The organism is Pseudoalteromonas sp. NZS37 (assembly GCF_015864265.1).
Classification (GTDB): Bacteria; Pseudomonadota; Gammaproteobacteria; order Enterobacterales; family Alteromonadaceae; genus Pseudoalteromonas; species Pseudoalteromonas arctica.
The window spans coordinates 79,111-100,261 of record NZ_JADYXL010000008.1; the positions used below are offsets into that span (position 1 = coordinate 79,111).

The window sequence follows — 21,151 nt, forward strand, 5'->3', positions numbered from 1 at the left end:
ACTGATATCTAAACTGAGCTAAGCTAAGCTAAGCTAAGCTAAGCAGTATAAAAGCGATTAGCGCCTTTTACTGCTCTTAGTTAAATTTAAGCTTTATTAAGCTCAAATATAAGCGATGTTTGCGGGAATGATATTGGCATTTGTAAACCAAACTGCATTAGCGCTTCACCTGTAAATGTTTGACCATTTACCGCAGCAATAGAAGATGGACGATACTCTTCAAATTTTACCGGCCACACTAAATTAAGTGTGTACTGCGCATCGCCATCTAGGCCAACAAAACGTAATTTATTAGGCGCTGTACGCGGTGTTTCGCGAACGCTGTTATAGGCAAATAACGCTTTTGTTTTTTGCTCATCGATTAAACCAAAGTTAATTGATAAATCGTCGCTATCTAGGCGGTATAAATCGGCGCTATGAATAAACTCACGATGCTCTTTATGAAGTGCTATTGCCGCTTTAAGTGCATTGTATTCGTGATCGTTCAGTTCACGTGGGTCCATTTCGATTCCCATGTGGCCAAACATTGATACCGCAGCACGCATTTCAATACTTACATTACGCCCTGTGATATGACAATCGCGTGGGCCTACGTGTGCACCCATAACCGACGATGGGAAAAAGAACGAACATCCACGCTGTATTTCAAGGCGATCAAGCGCATCGTTTGAATCTGACGTCCATACACGGTCTGTGTGTGCAAGTACGCCGTAATCTACACGTGCACCACCTGACGAACAGCTTTCTATTTCAAGCCCTGGATGCGCCGCTTTAATACGGTCAATTAAACGATAAAGTGCTAATGTTTGCTGGTGCACTGCTGGCTTACCATCAAAATTACCCGCATGGTTAATATCGCGGTTCATATCCCATTTAATGTACTTAATAGTTGGGTATTCAACTAAAATATCGTCAATTGCTTTGTATAGGTACTCAACAACCTCAGAGCGCGTTAAATCAAGTACTAGCTGATTTCTAAAGCTTAACTGTTCGTTGTTTTGAGAGCCTAAAACCCAATCAGGATGCGCGCGGTATAAATCACTATCTGGGTTAACCATTTCTGGTTCAAACCAAATACCAAACTCCATACCTAAGCTATTCACATGATCTATGACTGGTGATAAACCATCTGGGTAAATTTTGTAATCTACTGTCCAATCACCTAAACCAGCGTTATCGCCACGGCGGCCTTTAAACCAACCATCATCAAGTACAAAACGTTCAATACCTAACGGCGCTACTCTGTCCGCTAGCTGCTTAAGCGTATCTACGTCGTGATCAAAGTAAATGCCTTCCCATGTGTTGTAATGCACAGGACGCGTTTTTTCACGCTGTGCTTGGCTAAGTAAATTAGCTTTAACAAAACGATGAAAATTACGAGAAAGCGCACTAAAACCTTCACTCGAAAACGAGCCATAAATGCTCGGGCTTTGATACGTTTGACCTTTAGCAAGCGTAAGCTCACCAGGTAGTAATAGCTCACCCATTTGCACGTAACGACGACCTTCAGCTAAAAGCTCTGCGCGTAGTTTATTATTACCACTCCAACCTAAATGAAAGCCGTAACATTCGCCGTGCTGCTCGCCTGCATTTTCGTTATGCACTAATAAACCAGGAAATACATCGTGTGATGTTTTGCCTTTACGGTTTTCACGAACAAAACTGCCTAAGACTAAATCAACCGATTGACGTTGGAACTCGTTTGACCAACGACCTTCAAAGCTCACTATTTTGCTTACGCTATCTGGCAATTGAAATGTTGGCGCGGCGCAAAAGTTAACGCTTAGCGGTAAGTCGCCTAAATTAGTTAATACAGTATGTGCGCTTAGTACATCAGTGTTTTTATCAAGTGTAATGCTGTGCACTACTTCAATACCACGAAGCTTATCTACGCTTACAAACTCAACTGTCGCACTTGAAGGCTGACGAACTTCTTGAAGCTCTGGCCCTACTGACCATGCGATTGAATCATTTACTAGCTCAAGCCCTGGCGCACCAGTAAAGCCTTCGCCTAATAACGGAGATAGAGAAATAGGCGCTTCTTCAACCACGGCACATTTTACTTCTTGACGCGTAGCAAGCTGAGTTAGCATTGTTTCTGTTGTTTGCTCAGATAGGCGTTTACCAAAGTACAGTAACGCCGGTGTTTTGCTCTGGCAGTCGAAAATAACGGTGCTGTTTACACTGTCTAATCGATAAAATGATTTAGTGTCGGCCATGATTTTCCTATCCTCTTGTTCATTGTGTGAGTTATAAATATAACGAAAATTAGTAAGCTACACTATGTAGTAAATGTATCTCTTTGCTTGAGCCACAATCTATCAGACGGTGACACTCAATAATAATAGTATATATCATATAAATTAGGTTTTGATAGTCTTTACATCGCAAATAGTCAGATAAACTCACTGGAAGTATCACTGTAATAAAAAGTATTAAACTAACCTTAGCTTTGAAGTTCTCATGTTGCTTTTAATACATATAAAAAAATCGGCCAGAGTTTCCCCATGACCGATTTTTTCAGCTTAAACTATTTATACGTTATTTTTGTACTTGTGCTTGGCCTGCGTCATCAAGTGCTGGTGTTTTACCTGCCCACTGCGCATTTAAACCAAATACCACTTTATTTACTATCAATGCAAAAGCGACACATACAATCAGTGTAATTGGCATTAAGTGAATGTAATGAATGTCAGTATGTAGTGGTGAGTTTGCAAATGTAAGCATGCCGTACATTACAACACCTAAAATTACTGCTGCAATACCTGCACGTGCATCCACATTTTTAAATAATAAGCCCACTACAAAAATAGAGAATATAGGCATACTTAACAAGCCATTTAATTGCTGTAGTAAGTTAATAATGCTATCTGCTTGCTGGTAAATTGGTACAAGTACCAGTGTTAAGCTTGTTAGTAGCAATGTTACGTAACCACTTAGCTTTACAACACTTGGCTCTTTATTAAAGTACGCTTCGTGAATATCACACACATATAGTGCTGTAGCTGAATTTAATAAGCTGTTGTAAGTAGAGAGTACTGCTGCTGCCATTGCCGCTGCGAACACACCGGTTAACCATGCTGGCATTACATCACCCACAATTCGACCATAAGCAGCGTCGCCAATATCGCCATAAAGTTTAAACGAAATAATACCCGGTAATACCACAATTGCAGGGACGATTAAAAAACGAATACCCGCAGCTGCAAATATACCTTTTTGCGCTTCTTTAACATTAGGTGCTGCCATTGCTCGCTGTGTGATTGTTTGGTTAGTACCCCAGTAATACATTTGAATAAAGATCATACCGGTTAAAAGTGTTGGCCACGGAATAGGTGAATCAGCATCGCCTATGAGTGTTAAGCGCTCCTCTGGAATACCCGTAAAGTCATAATCAATCGCATTAAGTGCTAAAAACACGACTAAAACAGCCATGCCTAGTACAAGTATGCCATTGTAGGTATCCGATACAGCAACTGCTCTCAGGCCACCAAAAAACGCATAAACAGCACCAATAATGGCAAATGCGGTGGCAATATACATTAGCGGAATATCAACCTTAAACATGGTTTGCATAAATAGCGCGCCAGAATAAATAACCGCTGGCATATAAATAAGTGCATTACCTAAAAAGAATAAACCACCAATCACAGCGCGAATATGTTTGTTGTTATAGCGCTTTTCTAAAAGCTCTGTGGTGGTAGTACAGTTGTATTTGTAATAAACAGGAATGAACACTTTGGCTAAAATAATCAAACCTATAATTGCTGCAAGCTCCCACCAAACCAGTAAAGCCATTTGGTTACCATTCATACCTACAAGCTGATCAGTACTTAAATTAGTTAATGTGATTGAACCTGCAACAAACATCCAAGTAAGACCACCGCCCGCTAAAAAATACTCTTTGGTTTGGCTTTGTCCGTTATTGCGATTTTGGCCTCGGCATTTCCAATAAGTAAGGCCACCAATTAAAGCGGTGACAAAAACAAAAACCACCAGCTGTAAAATGTTATCTGACATGTGTGTGTCTCCTACGCGTTATGCGCAATGTCTGTGTAATAAAAAAGTGCACGCTACAGCGCGTGCGCATCTCGACTTAGTTCTAACTTAATCTGCTTTAAAGGCATAAGTTCGGGACGTTGGTTATGCAGCTTTACCAATGCATTTAACTGAAACAGTGAAATAAGCATGCTGTTAAGCACGCTCAAGTAACCTTGCTTGTGTAAGTTTGCAACGGTATCGCTATTTAATGTTTGCAGTTTGTCTTCATCAACGGTGCTCAAACCTTGAATAGTTTGGGTTTCGCCTTGTTCAAACTGCAATACAATATCTATATTTTTAATGAGCCCTAACCGCGCAACTTCTTGGGTAAATTGATACGTTTGATAGTCATTTTTTAAGTCGCTTTCTAACAGTTTTTGCTGTGCACTTAAAAATAAACTCGGATTACCTTTAGCATCAAATAGTGCCTCACCTTGCTGCGTGTTTACGGCTGAGCTTTGATCATCAATCGCAATAAAATAATCGCTACTATTTGCTTCTCGGGTCATTAAATAAAGAGGCTGGGTTTGCATACATACCGGCGTGTAAAGTGCCTGCCATTGGTTGTTATTAACCAATAAACTTTGACCTGCACTAAAGCTGGTTAACGCTGATACTGTATAACTGCCATTTTGTGTATTACGTGCTAAAAAAATAGGTAAGTCACAGGCTGCTTTTGCTATTTCATTTGCTCTTAAATTAACTAAATGCTGCGTTTTTGCGTATTCAACGGCTGCATTGGGGTTAATTTTTAATGTTTGGTGTTTGGTGTTTACTAGTTCACTAATAGCCATAGTTACACATCCTTAAACTGGGTTAGCTGCTAACCACTGCTCTATAAAAGCACGGTGAGGCGGCAAAGTTTGCAACATCTGCTGTGTAAGCTGGCTGTTACGTTCAATTATTTGTTTGGCTTGCACATGTTGTGAATACAAATATGCTTGTTTAGTAAAGTCAGGCTTAAAGCCCATACCGTACAAAACATACTGATAACTGGCAGCAGGGAATAACTCTAATGCGCCATGAAAATCTTGAATAAGCGGGCCACGGCTTCCCCAAAGAAGTAAATCTTCTTGCAGGGTTTGTGGGATAGTATCGGGCTGTACATGTGCTTGCCAGTAAGGTTCTGGGCGCTTGGTTAGCATGTAATGCAGCTTTAAAAAGTCGATAATACGCTGCCAGCGGTAATCCATCTGCTCGTTAAAGCGTTTAGCTACAATAGGCATTACTTGTGTGTCTGCTGGCATGTGCTCTGCTACAAAGCGTGCTGAAATTTCAACAAGCATAATAGCGGTTGCTTCAAGCGGCTCTACAAACCCTGCTGACATACCAATAGCAACACAGTTTTTATGCCAAAACTTCTCACGGTATCCTGATTCAAAACTAATTTTACGGGCAGTTAAACCGTTTGCTGCATCGCCTAAATAGTTTCTTAGGTTTTGCTCTGCTTCATCGTCTGATAAAAATTTGCTTGAATATACATGTCCTACACCTCGGCGATGCGTTAAACCTATATCCCAAATCCATCCAGCGTTTTGCGCTGTTGCTATGGTATGGCTGGCAAGAAGCTGCTCGTTTTCATCGTAAGGGACTTGCATAGCCAGTGCGCTGTCGTTAAATAGCACGTGGTCCATTTTTTTAAACGGTACGTTGAGCGCTTGGCCTAATAACAATGATGAAAAACCAGTACAGTCTATAAATAAGTCGGCGTTTATAGTGCGGGTTTGACCTTTTAGAGTAAGCACATTTATTGCACCATCGTCATCAAGCTTTACCTGATCAACAGTACCAATAATATGCTCTACGCCAAGCTTACTTTTACAATGCTGTTTAAGCATTTCTGCAAAAGCGCCGGCATCTAAGTGATAAGCGTAATTACAATTACCTTGATATTCACCTTGCGCTATACCTCTTGGGGCTAAGCTTGCTTCGCAAATATCATGTTGAAAATTAGTTTGCTGTGCAAAGTCTTCAACATTATCTAAATATGGGGCTAAATCTATACGGCCGTAGCCTAGCGGTACAGTAAATGGATGGTAGTAAAAGTCATTATTGCCATGAGTCCAATTTACAAACTTCCCGCCTTGTTTGAAGGTAGCATTACAGGCTTTAAACACATCAACTTCACGCAAGCCTATTTGCTGAAGTGTGTTTTTCATCGTGGGCCAGGTACCTTCACCTACGCCAATAGTTGGAATGTCTGACGATTCAACCAACATCACTTTTAAGCCGTCACCATTTTGACCTTGGTGATACGAAGCTATAATTGCAGCGCTCAGCCATCCTGCTGTACCACCGCCAACTACCGCTACTGTTTTTATTACTTTATTCATAATGGACTACTCTTTGAGTATTTTTTGATAACGTTTTATACAGCAAATGCCCGTTAGGGCATTTTGATTTAATGTGAATTCATTTTAGCCAATTAGGTTAACTAATATACATTACTGCTAAATTAACCTAATTGGTATTAGCACCTCGGTGCTGTAATGAAAACTAAGAGGCGAAAAAATACGCCTCCATCATTAATTAAAACGATCCGCGAATACCAAACGCGTAACGTGAGCCATTATCTTCTACTGAATAGATTTGGTTAGCAAAACGACCTGTTTGCACCAACTCTTCTTCAGTGATGTTGATGCCTTCTGCAAAAATAGTGAAGTTTTCGTTAATATCGTAGCTTGCACTAATATCCCACTGGCCGTAAGTTTCTACGTTCACTGGTTCACCGTTAAAGCCGTTATCAACTAAGCGTAAAAAGCCTTCACGGTTGTTAAATGCAACACGTGCTTGCCAGTTTTCTTGCTCATAGAAAAATATTAAGTTTTGTGAATCCCCAAGACCTTCTAGTGCAAATGTTTGTGTAGTATCGTCACCCACACTAATGTCGCTATTCACAACAGTTGCATTAGCAATAAAACCAAAGCCATTTTCAAACATGTGAGTAACACCGACTTCAAAGCCGGTTACAGTTGCAGACTCACCATTTTGAGGACGACTTACAGTGTAAACTTCTGAACTACCAATAAGTTCGTCATCTGTTTGATCTGTACATGTAGTACACGCAAAATCAGGGCCTGAACGATCAGACATTTCGTATGTTTCGGCACCTGTTAGGGTAACAATAAAGTCATCTACTTCTTTACTAAATACTGCAAAGCTAAATAAGTTAGCATCGTTGTAGTACCACTCGTAAGAAATATCCCAGTTTTCTGATTGGAATGGCTTAAGTGCTGGATTACCACCACTTGCCGTTAAGTTTTGACGACGTGGCTCGTTAAAGTTTGTCGCAGGAGATAGCTGAGACATCGTTGGACGAGTAATACTGTCATACGCCGCAAAGCGTAAAATCATGTTGTCTTGTAGCTCTAACTTAACATTGAAAGATGGTAACAAGTTTGAGTAGCTAGTGCCTTGCTCGATGTTCGTTGCAGGCCCAAAAACATTCTGAAACAATGTTGCGTCAGATGTTGGTATTACATCGCTAATAAAGCTTTGTATTGCAGCAACTTCAATATCAGTTTCTGAGTAACGTGCGCCCATATTAACAGTTACTGGCATATCAGCTAGGTCAAAACCAAGCGTAAAGTCCATGTATAAGCTAGTGATGTCTTCGTTAATTGTATAACGGTTATTTTGTAGTGTTGGCTCTACAGGGAAACCTTGATCGGCTAGGTAATCAAGCATTTTATCACCGTCGTAGGTGTAGAATGTATCGATTAAGCCTGGGAAGTAGTTACTTGCTTGGTATGCTTCAAAATCAATTGCATCAAGTGGTGCTTGTGTACCATAACCACAGAACTGACATTGACTACCAAAGATTTGAAAGCTTGATTTTTCACGCTCTTGGCGATAAGCACCAAAGTTAATACGCTCAACTGGGCCTTTATCTGGCACATATTCAAAATCGGCTTTTACTTCAGTAATTTCATCTTCATCTGTAAATTGATTACCAATTTCGTTGTAATGAAGTCGCGCTAGGCTTGGATCTGGCAACGAACCATTTTCAAAACCGTCATGCTGTACAGTAGGAATGCTGCCTGTACCGTCAAAAGTATAGCTATTGATAACACCTACAACGTTAAAACGATCTCTACCAGCACGGTCGTTTTCGGCTGTTGAGCGAGATACATCAAATTTAGCTTTTAATGACTCGTTTACTTGCCAATCAACGTTAATACCAAATGCTTTATTAGTTACATCACGTGAATTACGTGTATGCGATACAAAGTCACTTGCAGGGTCGCCACTTGGCGCGCCTAAACCAACTTCTTGAGAGAAAGTTAAAAGAGTGCCTGTTTCTGGATCAATCGTTGCACTGCCTACGCGGTCTGGTTCAAACCAAGATGCTAAATCGCGTACTGTTGAGTCAACTTCGAATTTTGAAATCATACCATCAACAGTAATCGTAACATCGTCAGACGGTGCGTATTGAAGTACTAAACTTGCATTTGTACGCTCGCGGTCTTGCTCATCAACTACTTGGTCCCAGTTACGTGGAATGTAAGCATTTTCAAACAATACACCATCCGTTGGGTTAGAAATTGTTTGGCCACCGCGCCAACCTGCCGTTAAAATTTGGTTATTTTGAAGTTTACGTTGTTGATTAGTGATGGCAAAAAGCACACCTAGCTTGTCATCGTTAAACGTATTACTTATTAAGAATGATGTTGATGGAGATACTTCTTCAGAAAGGCTTTCGTACATACCTTTAACTGAACCTAAAATATGTAAACCACCAAAATCAAAAGGGCGTGCTGTAGTTACGTTAACCGTACCACCAATGCCGCCTTCTTGAAGAGTTGCTGTATTACTCTTATAAATATCAGCACCGGTGATTTGATCCGCCGCTAATACATCAAAATTAAATTCACGACCTGCACTGTCTGTCGCAATTTGACGACCGTTTACAAGAACCGTATTAAACTGTGGACCAAAACCACGAATTGTAACTGCTTGTCCTTCACCGCCACTGCGATCGATGGCTACACCTGTAATACGTTGCAGAGATTCTGCTACGTTTAAATCAGGAAATTTACCAAGATCCTCTGCTTTAATCCCGTCAGTAACAACATTAGAGGCTTTTTTATCTAACATTGATGAACGTAAGCTGCTGCGTATACCCGTTACTGCGATAACTTCAACATCTTCATTTACTTTAGGTGTGTCACCTTCAGCGCCTTGAGCTGCAAAGCTGCCGCTTGCCAATATGCCTGTGATAGCAATACTAAGCGCGGTTTTTTTGTTGAACGATAACTTCTTGTTGATTATCATTTTTTAAAAACTCCTGATTGTGTGTAGTCGTTGTGTCGTTGTGGTAGTGCATATAGTTTCAAATACTATTTATATTATAAATACTTTAAAACAGTAAAAAGTGCAACCTTTTCCTAAACTATAGATAGCATTTAATTACTGTATTTTTTCTTTTTATTTTCTTTAAATTAACATTAGGATGCTGTATTCACTCAGAAAATGCGTAAATAATAACCTGTTCGTAACCCTCTCCCGGCAATAAATTTGCTTTGGGGAAGTTTTCACGATTTGGCGCATCAGGCCAATTTTGCGCTTCAAAACACAAAGCTTGGCGTGCTTTAAAAGGCGCACCTACAAAGTTAGCAGTGTATAACTGCATACCTGGCTGAGTGCTCTTAAGGGTTAAATTAACCTTCGTGTGTGGCGAAGTTAATGTAGCCATCGTCTTTAAACTGCTGTCATCATTAAAAATATAGCAGTGATCAAAGCCATTTCCAGCTTCTAACTGTGAATGAACGGCACTTAATGCCTCACCAACTTGAGTTGGTTTGGTAAAATCAAAGCAAGTACCTGTAACTAGTGCCGCTTCATTAAGCGGGATACTGGTTTTATCGATAGGAAGGTAGTGACTGGCATTAATTTGAACACAATGATCATAGATTGATTCGCTGCCATCAAGATTAAAGTAGCAATGGTTAGTAAAGTTAACGAGCGTTTCTTTATTGGTTAGCGCTTTAAAGTGCAGAGTAAGCTCGCCGTTTTTAGCGCTAATAGTTTGCCAAACCTGCAACTGCCCAGGGAAACCTTGTTCGCCGTCGGGCGAGCAATAATAAAGCTCAACTTCACTTTCAGTTTGTTTGGTTACTTGCCAAAGTACTTTATTAAAGCCTTTAACGCCGCCGTGCAGGCTATTAGGGCCGTTATTTGCTTCTAGTTGATACTTCGTACCAGATAAGTTAAAACGCCCCTTTGCAATGCGGTTAGCGTATCGACCTACTGTAGCGCCAAGATAAAATGGGTTTTCAAAATAATATTGAGGATCATCGACGCTAAGCGTCATTTCTTGTTTTTTAAATTTAATGCTTTTTATTATTGCGCCAAATGGCAAAATTTCAGCTGTTAAATTTTGACTATCACTGAGCTGAATAACTTGTAAAGGTTGGTTATTGGCAATAGATGTCACACGCATTCTCCAATCAAATTACCGAATTAACATTTCCTGTTATAACGGCGCAACAATATATAATATAAATAGTATATAATTGAAGCCTGTAACTCAATCTAAATACGTTAAAATTTCTCGACAAAAATTTACAGCTGCCATTATTATTTACATAAGGCGAGTAAATTAAATACTTATTGTTTTTAACCCTCTAAAAATCACACCTAATTAACTAACACGTCAAAATAAATAAAAAGATAAATACAATCATATACTTAAGAAAACCCAACCAATCGAAATATGTTAAAGTTTTATTAAACCACTCTTTTATTTGGAAAATTTTCAGCCTTACTTTGTTTAGTTGATGTCTGCACCATTTAATCCAGCTTAATCGCTGCGTGTGCACTTTGTTTTTAGTATTTATAAACATTAACTGAGAGAAGAAAGGAATTATGATCCCATTTAAACTTAATAAACTGAGCATATTAGTTAGCGCTGTATCTGGCACATTCATATTAGCAAGCAGCCCTATACATGCAGCTCAAAGTGATAAAGTTCAGCAGGAAATGGAAGCGATCACGGTAACAGGCTACCGCTCTAACCTAGCCCGTAGTAAAGAACTCAAAAAAAATGCCATTGGCTCGCAAGACAGCATATTAGCTGAAGACATTGGCGAATTCCCTGATGCCAACTTAGCTGAGTCATTACAGCGTGTACCAGGTGTATCTATTTCACGCGACTCAGGTGAGGGTCGTCAAATATCGCTACGTGGCTTGGGTCCTAATTTTACACGCACACGCTTAAATGGCATGGAAGCACTTTTTACAAGCGATTCAGGTATTGACCAACGTGGTGGTGCATCTCGCTCTCGAGATTTTGATTTCAGTATTTTTGCCTCAGAACTATTTAATCGCGTAGATGTGTATAAATCGTATGATGCGTCATTAGATGAAGGGGGTATTGCCGGTACTGTTGATTTACATACTGCAAAACCTTTTGATAATTCTGAAGAAGGACTACAAGGTGCTGTAAGTGTAAAAGGTATTTATAATGATAGAACAGAGCATTCAGACCCTCGCTTTGCTGGTTTGCTATCAAATACTTGGGGAAATTTTGGTGCGCTCGTATCGGTTGCTTATTCTGAAGTAGATACAATTGAAGAAGGCTATCATGTGTGGTCTTGGAAACAAGCGAGCTTTGGTGATGATAATGTTGCAGATTCAGTTGATGCCGATATCAAAAACCGTTTGGTCAATGCCACGGGTAATGACCGTGTGTTTGTATCTCGCGCTAATAACATTGCATCTTGGGCTAATACACGAAAACGTACCGGTATTACCGCTGCATTTCAGTGGCAACCTTCTGATGCAATGTCTTTTGATTTGGATATTTTGTACGGAAAGCTATCTAACGATCGCATTGAAAATCAATTATCAACAGCGGGCACAAATGCATTTACTGGCGATGTGACGGCAAATCAATTACTCGTTGATGCAGCCATTGAAGGTGACGATTTAGTATACGCCTCATTTGAAGGTCTTGATTTACGTACCGAGTCAAAAGTAAGTTTTGGCGAAACTGATTTTCACCAAATATCACTCAGTGGTAATTTTGAACTAACCGATAAACTATACATGACAACCATGTTTGGTTTATCAAAATCTACTTTTGAGCAGCCTATAAACGATAAAGTTTTTAGTGAATCTGTCGATCATGCGTTTTCTGTTGATTGGCGCAATGCTAAATATGGTCAAAATACCTACGACTTCGATATTACCGACGTTGACCAGTGGGCATTAATGCGAACTGATGTCCGCGAAGATGAAATAAGCAATGAATACAACACGTATCAAGTTGATTTTAATTACGAACTTAATGATGTGCATTCATTTAAGTTTGGTCTTCAGTCTAAAAACTATCAATCAGATGGTTTTGAACGCAGAGACCGTGTTGATTGGGAAAACAACCCAAATTCACCTGAAGCTGTTTTTCAAATAACAAACATTCCGATATTACATGACTATGTTATTGCAGATAACCAAGCTACTTTTGAGCGTGTTGTTGCAACAGGTTTAATTTCTCGCGAATTAGACGCCTCTCATAATCGCCCTGGTACGGTATATCAAATTGAAGAAGATACTATTGGGGTTTATGCACAGTATTTGTGGAACACCGAAGTAAGTAACTTCCCAATTAGAGGTAACTTAGGTTTACGTTGGTACGAAACTGAACAAACATCGAGCGGGGAAGTTAATACTGGAGCTGGTTTTGAGCAAATTGAATTTAGTAAAACCTATTCCGATTTACTACCAAGCTTAAATGTTGTTGCTGATATTTCTGATAATTGGTTAATCCGCTTTGGTGCAAATCGCAATATTTCTCGACCCAATTTAAATCAATTAAAAGCGGCTGGGCAAGTGGGCGTTGCAGATCAATTTATTAGTGCTGGTAACCCTAACTTAGAGCGCTTTGTTGCTGATTCATTCGAAACATCATTTGAGTTTTATGGTGATTCGTCAAGCTTAGCTATTGCAGTGTTTCATAAAGATATGGAGTCATTTATTGTCCAGCAATCAGTGACTCTACCTTATGAGCAAACGGGTTACCCTCTTGAGTTTTTAGATTTTGACCCGCGCGTAAATGCGCAATCTGAGTTTACCGTTTCACAACCTATTAATGGTGATTCTACAGATGTTACTGGTTTAGAAATTGCGTTTCAAATGGACTTTGATTTTTTACCAGAGCCATTTAATTACTTAGGAATGCTCGGTAATGTAACTATTGCAGATGGCGAAACTATTTTATTTAACGAAGGTGAACGCATCAGCGTTACCCCTCCTGGCTTATCTGAATTGTCTCACAACTTTACCCTTTATTATGAAACACCCCGTTGGGGCATGCGTGTATCGAGCTCTTATCGTGATGAATATATTACAGGGGAAGGCTCAGAGCAAAACATTGTTGCCGGATACGATGAAACAACGTTTGTTGATTTTAAATCGTTCATGAATATTACAGAGCAAGTAAAAATAACGTTTGAAGCAACAAATTTAACGGATGAAGCAATTCGACAATTCCTTGATCACAGAACTCAATCCTACTCACAAAGTGGCCGTAATTTTGCGTTAGGTATGTCGTATAAATTTTAGCTCTCACCTCTAAACTGGCTGCTTTTGCAGCCAGTTACCTTAAGGAAAAAAGTTATGCAAAAATACACTGTTTCATTACTCATTAATTTATTCCTGCTTTTGATTTGTTGCCCATCAATTGCTGCAAATGACACATTTACTTTAGGTGTTATTGCCGATTGCCAATATGCAGAACAAGCCAATAAAGGTACTCGACACTATACATCTTGCCCTCAAAAGTTCAGCACTGCGGTTGAGCAATTTAATCAACACCCTTTATCGGGTGTATTGCATTTAGGCGACTTTATCGACCGTGAATTTAAAAGTTTTACTCCGTTAAATACAATATCATCATCGCTTAATACTCCCCTTTATCATGTATTAGGAAACCATGAATTCTCGGTAGATGATAAGTTTAAAATGCGCATAACTAACACTTTAAACATGCCATCGCGCTACTACAGTTTTGAAATAAATAATTGGCTCTTTATTGCTTTAGATGGCAACGATGTGAGCACTTACGCATGGCCTAAAAATAGTAAAAAACATCAACAAAATATGGCTTTGTTTAACTCTCAATATAAAGGGCATGAAGATTGGAATGGCGCAATTGGTATAAAACAGCTTAAGTGGTTAGAAGAGAAGCTAAAAGTAGCGCAAGTAAAAGAGCAACCTGTTGTGCTACTGAGTCATTTTCCTATTTTTCCGGAGAACAATCATAACCTATGGAACGCGCAAGAAGTGCTAACCCTTATTAGCCAGTATTCAACCGTAAAAGCATGGTTTAATGGTCATAACCATGTAGGTAACTACGCAAAAAAAGACGGCATTCACTTTGTAACTTTTCATGCGATGCTTGATACCGATACAACTGCATTTAGCACTCTTGAATTTTCGCCAACCCAACTTAAAATTAATGGTCAAGGGAGGCAGCCTTCAATGGTTCTTCCTATTAAATAACCGCAATAAAACGAAGATAACCTATGGCTCTATATAATAACGCGTACAAGGAGAGGATTAGCGTGACTAGGGAACTTAGTCACGCATTTTTGGCACTTATGTAGCTATGCAATTGCTCAATAGCACTTTGCATTTGACGGCTTATATCACCTAGGCTAAACCCTGTTGCCACTTTAATTTGTTGATATGTTTCACCATGAATACGACTACGTACTATAAGGTCTCGCTGCTTATCTGTAAGCGTATTCATCGCATCTGAAATATATTCAATTCGCAAATTCATGCTACATAGATCCTCAGGGCTACCTTGTGTACATAGTGGTTCATCAATATTATCGCGGGTATCGTCTAAAAAATGTTGAGTGTTTTTAAAACGAGAACGATAATTTAAACCAATGTTAATAGCTGAACGAAGCAGATAAGCTTTCGGAAACTCTATTTTATCAATATGCTGATGCGATAACATATTACTAAATGCTTCTTGCACTAAATCTTCATGGTCGCTAAGGCTTGCCCCAAAAAAATCACGGACTCTACGGTTTAGTTCACTATTGTGCTCGGTATATAACTTTTCAAAAAATGATTCGATAATCATAAAATGACCTTAAAAACCTCTTAATTCAAAAGTAAAAACAACTGTGTTAGCTGTTGTATTTAAGAGGATTAATTTAGCATTCAATTATGCTAAGAATATGACAAACCAAGCGTTTGTCACTAAAAGGTCATTTATTAGCAAGTTATGACTCAGCAGTAATATGCTCGTTAAGCGCCGCTTTTTCGTCAATGCTAAGCGCTTGCTTTGATTTAGCAATAAAATCGTACCTCACCATCACAGCCTTGCCTATTGCGCAGCATTTATTGTGTTGCCATGCTTCCTGTCTAAGCGTAAAAGAGCTAGTGCCTATATGCTCTACAGAGGTTTTTACGGTCACTTCGTGGCCATAAAATAATTCGCCCACAAACGACACTTCAACTTTGGCGATAATCAATTTCCAATCATGCGGGTTTAAGTCCGGTGTAAAAAACTTAAAAATAGGTCCACGTGCGACTTCAAACCATACAGGGAGTACGGTATTGTTAATGTGTCCGAGTGCATCTGTTTCGCTAAAGCGCGGCATCACTTTTTCAATAAACATAAAAATCCAATAATAATTATATAAAGGTAAACCATGACGGACTTTATACGCGTTGTTGATAACGCATTAAGCGATGAGTTTTGCGATGAATTTATTTCCACATTCGCGCAAAGCCCGCATGTAAGACAAGGGGTAACATCGGGCGGTGTCGACTTAAAGAAAAAAGACAGTCACGACCTACACTTAAATAATCACCCCGAATATGCACAACAATTAAAACATATACAACAAACGACTGCACAGCATGTTTTTAAGTATGTTGAAGAGCATATTTTTATGATGATTGGGGCGTTTGGCTTAAAGGTCTATCACCCAAAAACAGGTGAAGTAGTCGATTTAACCCAAGAGAATTTTGAAGAAGTGGGTAAACCGCAATTACCTTTGCTAGTGCAGCAAATTTTTAGACTTGGTAATATTCAAGCGCAAAAATATGAAGTAAACAAAGGTGGCTACCCTTACTGGCATAGTGAAGTTTACCCGCAGCTACAGCACAATGAAGCTTTGCATCGCGTGTTGTTATTTATGTTTTATTTAAACGATGTTGATGAAGGCGGTGAAACGGAGTTTTACTATCAAAATCGTAAAATAGCACCTAAAAAAGGCACTATGGTAATAGCTCCTGGCTACTTTACACATACCCACAGAGGTAATAAGCCAGTATCAAACGATAAGTATATTTTAACCTCGTGGGTACTGTTTAACCGCGCAGAACAAATATACGGTGCGCCAAAGAGTTAGCGCACCAAAACTTACATGATTAACCGAGTAGTTCATCAAATAAGTCAAATAGCTTATCAAGTTCAGTAATCGTGTTGTAGTGCATACAACCAATACGTACTACACCGCCTTTATCAAGCACACCTAGTTGCTTGCACAAACCTTGCGCGTAAAAGTTACCATCCCACACGCAAATATGCTGCTTACCTAAAAATTCTGAAACGGCGCGCGGCTCAAGCCCTTCAAAAATTAAAGCAAAAGTAGGTGTACGCTCATTTAAGCGATCAAAGTCATCAATACCAAACAACTTAATGCGTGGATAGTTTACCAAGCGCGTTAAAAAGTGCTCACTAAGCGCCATTTCGTGTTGTTTAGTTTTAGCAAAAGCTATGCTTAGCTTTTCGCGGCGTGAATGGCTATCGTCAAGTTCGCTAATTGCTGCAATGTAATCAACAGCCGCGATAAAACCCGCCATGGCTTCAAAGCTTTGTGTGCCGGTTTCCCAACGACCTGGTGCTACGTCTTTAGCTGGCTCAACTTTATAAGGTGTAAACCCGTCTAAATGTTCTTTTTTACCGTAAACCAGACCTAAATGCGGGCCAAAAAACTTATATGCAGAGCAGGCTAAAAAGTCGCAATCAAGCGCTTGCACGTCAACAAGTTCGTGCGGTGCGTAATGTACGGCATCAACATAAACAAGTGCGCCTACAGCGTGAGCAAGCTCAACAATACGTTTAATATTATTAATTGAACCTGTGGTATTTGAAGCGTAAGTTACCGCTACAAGCTTAGTGTTGCTGTTTAATAAGCTTTCAAATTGCACCATATCTAAGCTGCAATCAGCTTCATTAATAAGCGCTGTATTTACCTTTACGTCTTTATCTTCTGCAGCTTGCTGCCACGACGATACATTTGAGAAATGATCGGCATTGGTTACAATTATTTCATCGCCAGCCTGCCAGTCGCGTGAAATAGCACGGCTAAAGCTAAATGTTAGGCTGGTCATGTTTGGACCAAACACAATGTGTTGTGAGCTAGGTGCATTAAGTAAATCAGCGGCTGCTTGACGCGCATTCGCCATCAACTCAACTGTTTTATCACTTGAAAAAAACGCGCCACCTAAGTTCGAATTATAATGACCTAAATAAGCTGTCATCGCATTAAGCACCGATGTTGGTACCTGCGAGCCACCTGGTCCGTCTAAAAATATTGGCGATTTACCATCAACGTTTTGCATTAATGCAGGAAACTGCTCACGTAATTGCGTTATGTTCATGCCTAACTTCCTTAAGACGTTAATACAAAACAATCCAGGTAACCTGGTTTGCTAGCATCAATTTTGTTCATAGGTGTTGCGTTGTGCCACACTTGACGGTCATTTATTAATGCAAACATGCCGTCTTTTATTTCCATTTTAAAACAAGGCTCAGCTTGCTTGTTTTCGTATACAAGTAGCTCGCCACCTTCTAAATTTTCATGAGAAACACCGCATATACATACATGGTCAAAACCATCTTGATGCACGCCTTCTGGCGCTGCTGGCGTATCACTATTAATAGCAAGCATACGGAACTGATGAATTTCAATATCACGCTGTTCATCAATACCGGTAAGTTGGCGAAACTCATTTACAATGCTTTTCATGCCTTCTGATTCAAGTAAACTTTGCTCTAGGTTTTCGTAAGTACGCTCTACATTACCTTGAAAAGTATTAATTGAATCGTCTTGAACAAATGCTTTGGTTTGTTGTAACTTTATTTCACCATTTTGCATTTTAACTACTGAGTAACGACGTTTACGAAAGGCACCATCTGCATATGGATTTGCAGGCAGGTTATCAAAAGAAGGCTTAACCAAATCAATATTTGCTTGGTTAACAAAACGTAGTTGCAGTAAATTCTGGTTGTTTAATGCTGTCATAAAATCTCGCCTAAAATAATGAGAATATTGATGAGGATTTTAATGCATTTTGATAGGAATTTTTGCGCGATTAATTACTTTAAAAGCAATTTATGTCTAGAGTTAATACAATAATATAAAAAAAGAAGCATGAACTATCTAATATTTATTTTAGCCAATAAAAAACCCGCCTAAGCGGGTTTTTAAACAAACTCTAAAAATTATACAGCTTGTTGGATAATCACGTTGTCTGCTTTTTTAGTGTAAGCAGGCATACGGTGGAAGTTCAAGTAACGGTATGTATCTGAAGCCGTTGCATTGATCTTCGCTGCATATTCTTGGTACTCAGCAACTGTTGGTAATTTACCAATGATTGCAGCAATTGCAGCAAGCTCAGATGATGCTAAGAATACGTTTGCGCCATTACCTAAACGGTTAGGGAAGTTACGTGTAGAGGTAGACACAACAGTAGCTTTATCTGCAACACGTGCTTGGTTACCCATACATAGTGAACAACCTGGAGTTTCGATACGTGCGCCAACACGACCAAAAATACCATAGTAACCTTCTTCTGTAAGCTGATCTTTATCCATCTTAGTAGGTGGAGCAACCCAAAGCTGAGTCGGAAGTTGACCTTTAAAGCCATCAAGCAACTTACCAGCAGCACGGAAGTGACCAATGTTAGTCATACAAGAACCGATGAATACTTCATCAATTTTCTCGCCCGCAACATCAGAAAGAAGACGCGCATCATCTGGGTCATTTGGAGCACAAAGAACAGGTTCTTTAATCTCAGCTAAATCAATTTCAACGATATGCTTGTACTCTGCATCAGCGTCAGCTTCCATTAGTTCTGGGTTAGCTAACCAATCTTGCATTGCAGTAATACGACGTTCAATCGTACGTACATCGCCGTAACCTTCAGAAATCATCCACTTAAGCATAACAATGTTTGACTCAAGGTATTCAGAGATAGACTCTTTAGATAACTTAACAGTACAACCTGCTGCCGAACGCTCTGCAGATGCATCTGATAATTCAAACGCTTGCTCAACAGTTAGGTGCTCAACGCCTTCAATTTCTAGTACGCGACCAGAGAATTCGTTAATTTTACCTTTTTTCTCAACTGTTAATAAACCTTGTTTGATACCGTAGTAAGGGATTGCATGAACAAGGTCACGTAAAGTGATACCTGGTTGCATTTCGCCTTTAAAACGAACCAAAATAGATTCAGGCATATCAAGTGGCATAACACCTGTTGCTGCTGCGAATGCTACTGCACCCGAACCTGCTGGGAATGAAATACCTAATGGGAAACGTGTATGTGAATCACCACCAGTACCTACGGTATCTGGTAATAACATACGGTTTAACCACGAGTGAATAATACCATCACCTGGACGAAGTGAAACACCGCCACGGTTCATGATGAAATCAGGAAGCGTATGGTGAGTGCTTACATCGATAGGCTTAGGATAAGCTGATGTATGACAGAATGACTGCATTGTTAAATCTGCAGAGAAACCTAAACATGCTAGATCTTTAAGTTCATCACGTGTCATAGGACCTGTTGTATCTTGCGAACCAACAGTTGTCATTTTAGGCTCACAGTACTGACCTGGGCGAATACCTGCAACGTTACATGCTTTACCAACCATTTTTTGCGCTAGTGTGAAGCCTTTATCAGAAACTTCTGTTGCTGTTGGTACTTTAAATGTATCAGTTGCGCCTAAGCCAAGAGATGTACGCGCTTTATCAGTTAAACCACGACCGATGATTAGTGGAATACGACCACCAGCACGAACTTCATCTAAAATCACATCAGATTTAAGCTCAAAAGTAGAAATCACTTTATCAGTACCATGTTGCTTAACAACACCTTCGTACGGATAAATGTCGATTTGCTCGCCCATGTTGAGTTCATCAACATTTAATTCGATTGGTAATGCGCCTGAATCTTCCATTGTGTTGAAGAAGATTGGAGCAATTTTATTACCTAAACATACACCGCCAACACGCTTGTTTGGTACAAACGGGATATCATCGCCCATAAACCAAAGTACAGAGTTAGTTGCAGACTTACGAGAAGAACCCGTACCAACAACATCACCTACGTAAGCAAGTGGTAAACCTTTAGTTTTTAATTCTTCAATCTGAGTAATTGGACCAACTTCGCCCGCTTTATCAGGTGTAATACCATCGCGTTCAATTTTTAGCATTGCTAAAGCATGAAGTGGGATATCTGGACGAGACCATGCATCTGGTGCAGGAGACAAGTCATCAGTATTTGTTTCGCCAGTTACTTTAAATACAGTAACTGAAATCTTTTCAGCAACAGCTGGCTTATTAGTAAACCATTCTGCATTTGCCCAAGACTCAATAATTTGCTTAGCGAATGTATTACCTGCTTTTGCTTTTTCTTCTACATCGTAGAACGCATCAAACATAAGTAATGTATTTGAAAGGCCTTTAACTACGATTGGTGCAAGTGTTTCGTCATCAAGTAGGTCAATCATTGGTGCAATATTGTAACCGCCCAACATTGTACCTAATAATTCTGCCGCTTTTTCTTTAGAAACAAGTGGAGAATTAGTTTCACCTTTAGCTACAGCTGCTAAGAAGCCCGCTTTAATATAAGCAGCATCATCAACACCTGCTGGTATACGCTGAATGAACAAATCTAAAATGAATTCTTCTTCACCTGCAGGTGGATTTTTGATTAATTCAATAAGATCAGCAGTTTGCTGAGCATCTAATGGCGCTGGTACGATACCTAACGCGGCACGTTCTTCTACGTGTTTACGATATTCTTGTAGCACAATATTGCCCTCTTGGTGACGTGAAAGTATCCGGTA

14 protein-coding genes are annotated in these 21,151 nt (G+C 39.6%); 3 read left to right on the forward strand and 11 right to left on the reverse strand.

The window, feature by feature from the left end; translation table 11 throughout:
* Positions 1-86 precede the first annotated feature (86 nt).
* From I6F47_RS15370 to I6F47_RS15395, 6 genes are all read right to left on the reverse strand, one after another.
* Positions 87-2,219 (reverse strand): alpha-galactosidase, encoded by a 2,133-nt coding sequence (locus I6F47_RS15370; RefSeq protein WP_165722218.1) that lies wholly within the window; start codon positions 2,217-2,219, stop codon positions 87-89.
* 322 nt (positions 2,220-2,541) lie between these two features.
* On the reverse strand, positions 2,542-4,020 hold the full coding sequence (locus I6F47_RS15375; protein ID WP_007580003.1) for an SLC5 family protein: 1,479 nt from the start codon (positions 4,018-4,020) through the stop codon (positions 2,542-2,544).
* A 53-nt stretch (positions 4,021-4,073) separates the two neighbouring features.
* Positions 4,074-4,835: a SapC family protein gene (locus I6F47_RS15380; protein WP_010554817.1), complete on the reverse strand. Its 762-nt coding sequence runs from the start codon at positions 4,833-4,835 to the stop codon at positions 4,074-4,076.
* A 12-nt stretch (positions 4,836-4,847) separates the two neighbouring features.
* On the reverse strand, positions 4,848-6,374 hold the full coding sequence (locus tag I6F47_RS15385; RefSeq protein ID WP_165722220.1) for a tryptophan halogenase family protein: 1,527 nt from the start codon (positions 6,372-6,374) through the stop codon (positions 4,848-4,850).
* Between the two features lie 196 nt (positions 6,375-6,570).
* Positions 6,571-9,315, reverse strand: a complete 2,745-nt coding sequence (locus I6F47_RS15390; protein WP_197184145.1) for a TonB-dependent receptor — start codon at positions 9,313-9,315, stop codon at positions 6,571-6,573.
* Positions 9,316-9,502: 187 nt separating this feature from the next.
* Positions 9,503-10,477, reverse strand: a complete 975-nt coding sequence (locus I6F47_RS15395; protein WP_165722223.1) for an aldose epimerase family protein — start codon at positions 10,475-10,477, stop codon at positions 9,503-9,505.
* A 431-nt stretch (positions 10,478-10,908) separates the two neighbouring features.
* On the opposite strand from I6F47_RS15395, the gene I6F47_RS15400 reads away from it, so the two are divergent.
* Complete coding sequence (locus tag I6F47_RS15400) at positions 10,909-13,605, forward strand: TonB-dependent receptor (RefSeq protein ID WP_197184146.1); 2,697 nt, start codon at positions 10,909-10,911, stop codon at positions 13,603-13,605.
* A gap of 54 nt (positions 13,606-13,659) precedes the next feature.
* The gene (locus tag I6F47_RS15405) at positions 13,660-14,544 is read left to right on the forward strand and encodes a metallophosphoesterase (protein WP_197184147.1); all 885 of its coding nucleotides are present in this window, start codon (positions 13,660-13,662) and stop codon (positions 14,542-14,544) included.
* Between the two features lie 79 nt (positions 14,545-14,623).
* Here the strand turns inward: I6F47_RS15405 and I6F47_RS15410 are convergent, their stop codons facing one another.
* On the reverse strand, positions 14,624-15,139 hold the full coding sequence (locus I6F47_RS15410) for an RNA polymerase sigma factor (RefSeq protein ID WP_024593443.1): 516 nt from the start codon (positions 15,137-15,139) through the stop codon (positions 14,624-14,626).
* Positions 15,140-15,281: 142 nt separating this feature from the next.
* Positions 15,282-15,680: an acyl-CoA thioesterase gene (locus I6F47_RS15415; protein ID WP_165722229.1), complete on the reverse strand. Its 399-nt coding sequence runs from the start codon at positions 15,678-15,680 to the stop codon at positions 15,282-15,284.
* A gap of 33 nt (positions 15,681-15,713) precedes the next feature.
* Between I6F47_RS15415 and I6F47_RS15420 the strand changes: the two genes are divergently transcribed.
* Positions 15,714-16,418 carry a 2OG-Fe(II) oxygenase gene (locus I6F47_RS15420; RefSeq protein ID WP_197184148.1) on the forward strand — a complete coding sequence of 235 codons (705 nt, stop codon included), beginning with the start codon at positions 15,714-15,716 and terminating at the stop codon, positions 16,416-16,418.
* A gap of 19 nt (positions 16,419-16,437) precedes the next feature.
* Here the strand turns inward: I6F47_RS15420 and I6F47_RS15425 are convergent, their stop codons facing one another.
* The 3 genes from I6F47_RS15425 to acnB all read right to left on the reverse strand — a co-directional run bounded on the left by I6F47_RS15425 (position 16,438) and on the right by acnB (position 21,115).
* Positions 16,438-17,673: a cysteine desulfurase-like protein gene (locus tag I6F47_RS15425; protein ID WP_165722232.1), complete on the reverse strand. Its 1,236-nt coding sequence runs from the start codon at positions 17,671-17,673 to the stop codon at positions 16,438-16,440.
* A gap of 11 nt (positions 17,674-17,684) precedes the next feature.
* Positions 17,685-18,317: a 2OG-Fe dioxygenase family protein gene (locus I6F47_RS15430; RefSeq protein ID WP_007579988.1), complete on the reverse strand. Its 633-nt coding sequence runs from the start codon at positions 18,315-18,317 to the stop codon at positions 17,685-17,687.
* Positions 18,318-18,517: 200 nt separating this feature from the next.
* The gene (acnB, locus tag I6F47_RS15435; protein ID WP_024597216.1) at positions 18,518-21,115 is read right to left on the reverse strand and encodes a bifunctional aconitate hydratase 2/2-methylisocitrate dehydratase; all 2,598 of its coding nucleotides are present in this window, start codon (positions 21,113-21,115) and stop codon (positions 18,518-18,520) included.
* Between the last annotated feature and the right edge of the window lie 36 nt (positions 21,116-21,151).

What these genes read in the sequence shown, in the direction of transcription:
- I6F47_RS15370 (WP_165722218.1), bottom strand. Translation starts at nt 2,219, where the DNA reads ATGGCCGACACTAAATCATTTTATCGATTAGACAGTGTAAACAGCACC.
- I6F47_RS15375 (WP_007580003.1), bottom strand. Translation starts at nt 4,020, where the DNA reads ATGTCAGATAACATTTTACAGCTGGTGGTTTTTGTTTTTGTCACCGCT.
- I6F47_RS15380 (WP_010554817.1), bottom strand. Translation starts at nt 4,835, where the DNA reads ATGGCTATTAGTGAACTAGTAAACACCAAACACCAAACATTAAAAATT.
- I6F47_RS15385 (WP_165722220.1), bottom strand. Translation starts at nt 6,374, where the DNA reads ATGAATAAAGTAATAAAAACAGTAGCGGTAGTTGGCGGTGGTACAGCA.
- I6F47_RS15390 (WP_197184145.1), bottom strand. Translation starts at nt 9,315, where the DNA reads ATGATAATCAACAAGAAGTTATCGTTCAACAAAAAAACCGCGCTTAGT.
- I6F47_RS15400 (WP_197184146.1), top strand. Translation starts at nt 10,909, where the DNA reads ATGATCCCATTTAAACTTAATAAACTGAGCATATTAGTTAGCGCTGTA.
- I6F47_RS15405 (WP_197184147.1), top strand. Translation starts at nt 13,660, where the DNA reads ATGCAAAAATACACTGTTTCATTACTCATTAATTTATTCCTGCTTTTG.
- I6F47_RS15410 (WP_024593443.1), bottom strand. Translation starts at nt 15,139, where the DNA reads ATGATTATCGAATCATTTTTTGAAAAGTTATATACCGAGCACAATAGT.
- I6F47_RS15415 (WP_165722229.1), bottom strand. Translation starts at nt 15,680, where the DNA reads ATGTTTATTGAAAAAGTGATGCCGCGCTTTAGCGAAACAGATGCACTC.
- I6F47_RS15420 (WP_197184148.1), top strand. Translation starts at nt 15,714, where the DNA reads ATGACGGACTTTATACGCGTTGTTGATAACGCATTAAGCGATGAGTTT.
- I6F47_RS15425 (WP_165722232.1), bottom strand. Translation starts at nt 17,673, where the DNA reads ATGAACATAACGCAATTACGTGAGCAGTTTCCTGCATTAATGCAAAAC.
- I6F47_RS15430 (WP_007579988.1), bottom strand. Translation starts at nt 18,317, where the DNA reads ATGACAGCATTAAACAACCAGAATTTACTGCAACTACGTTTTGTTAAC.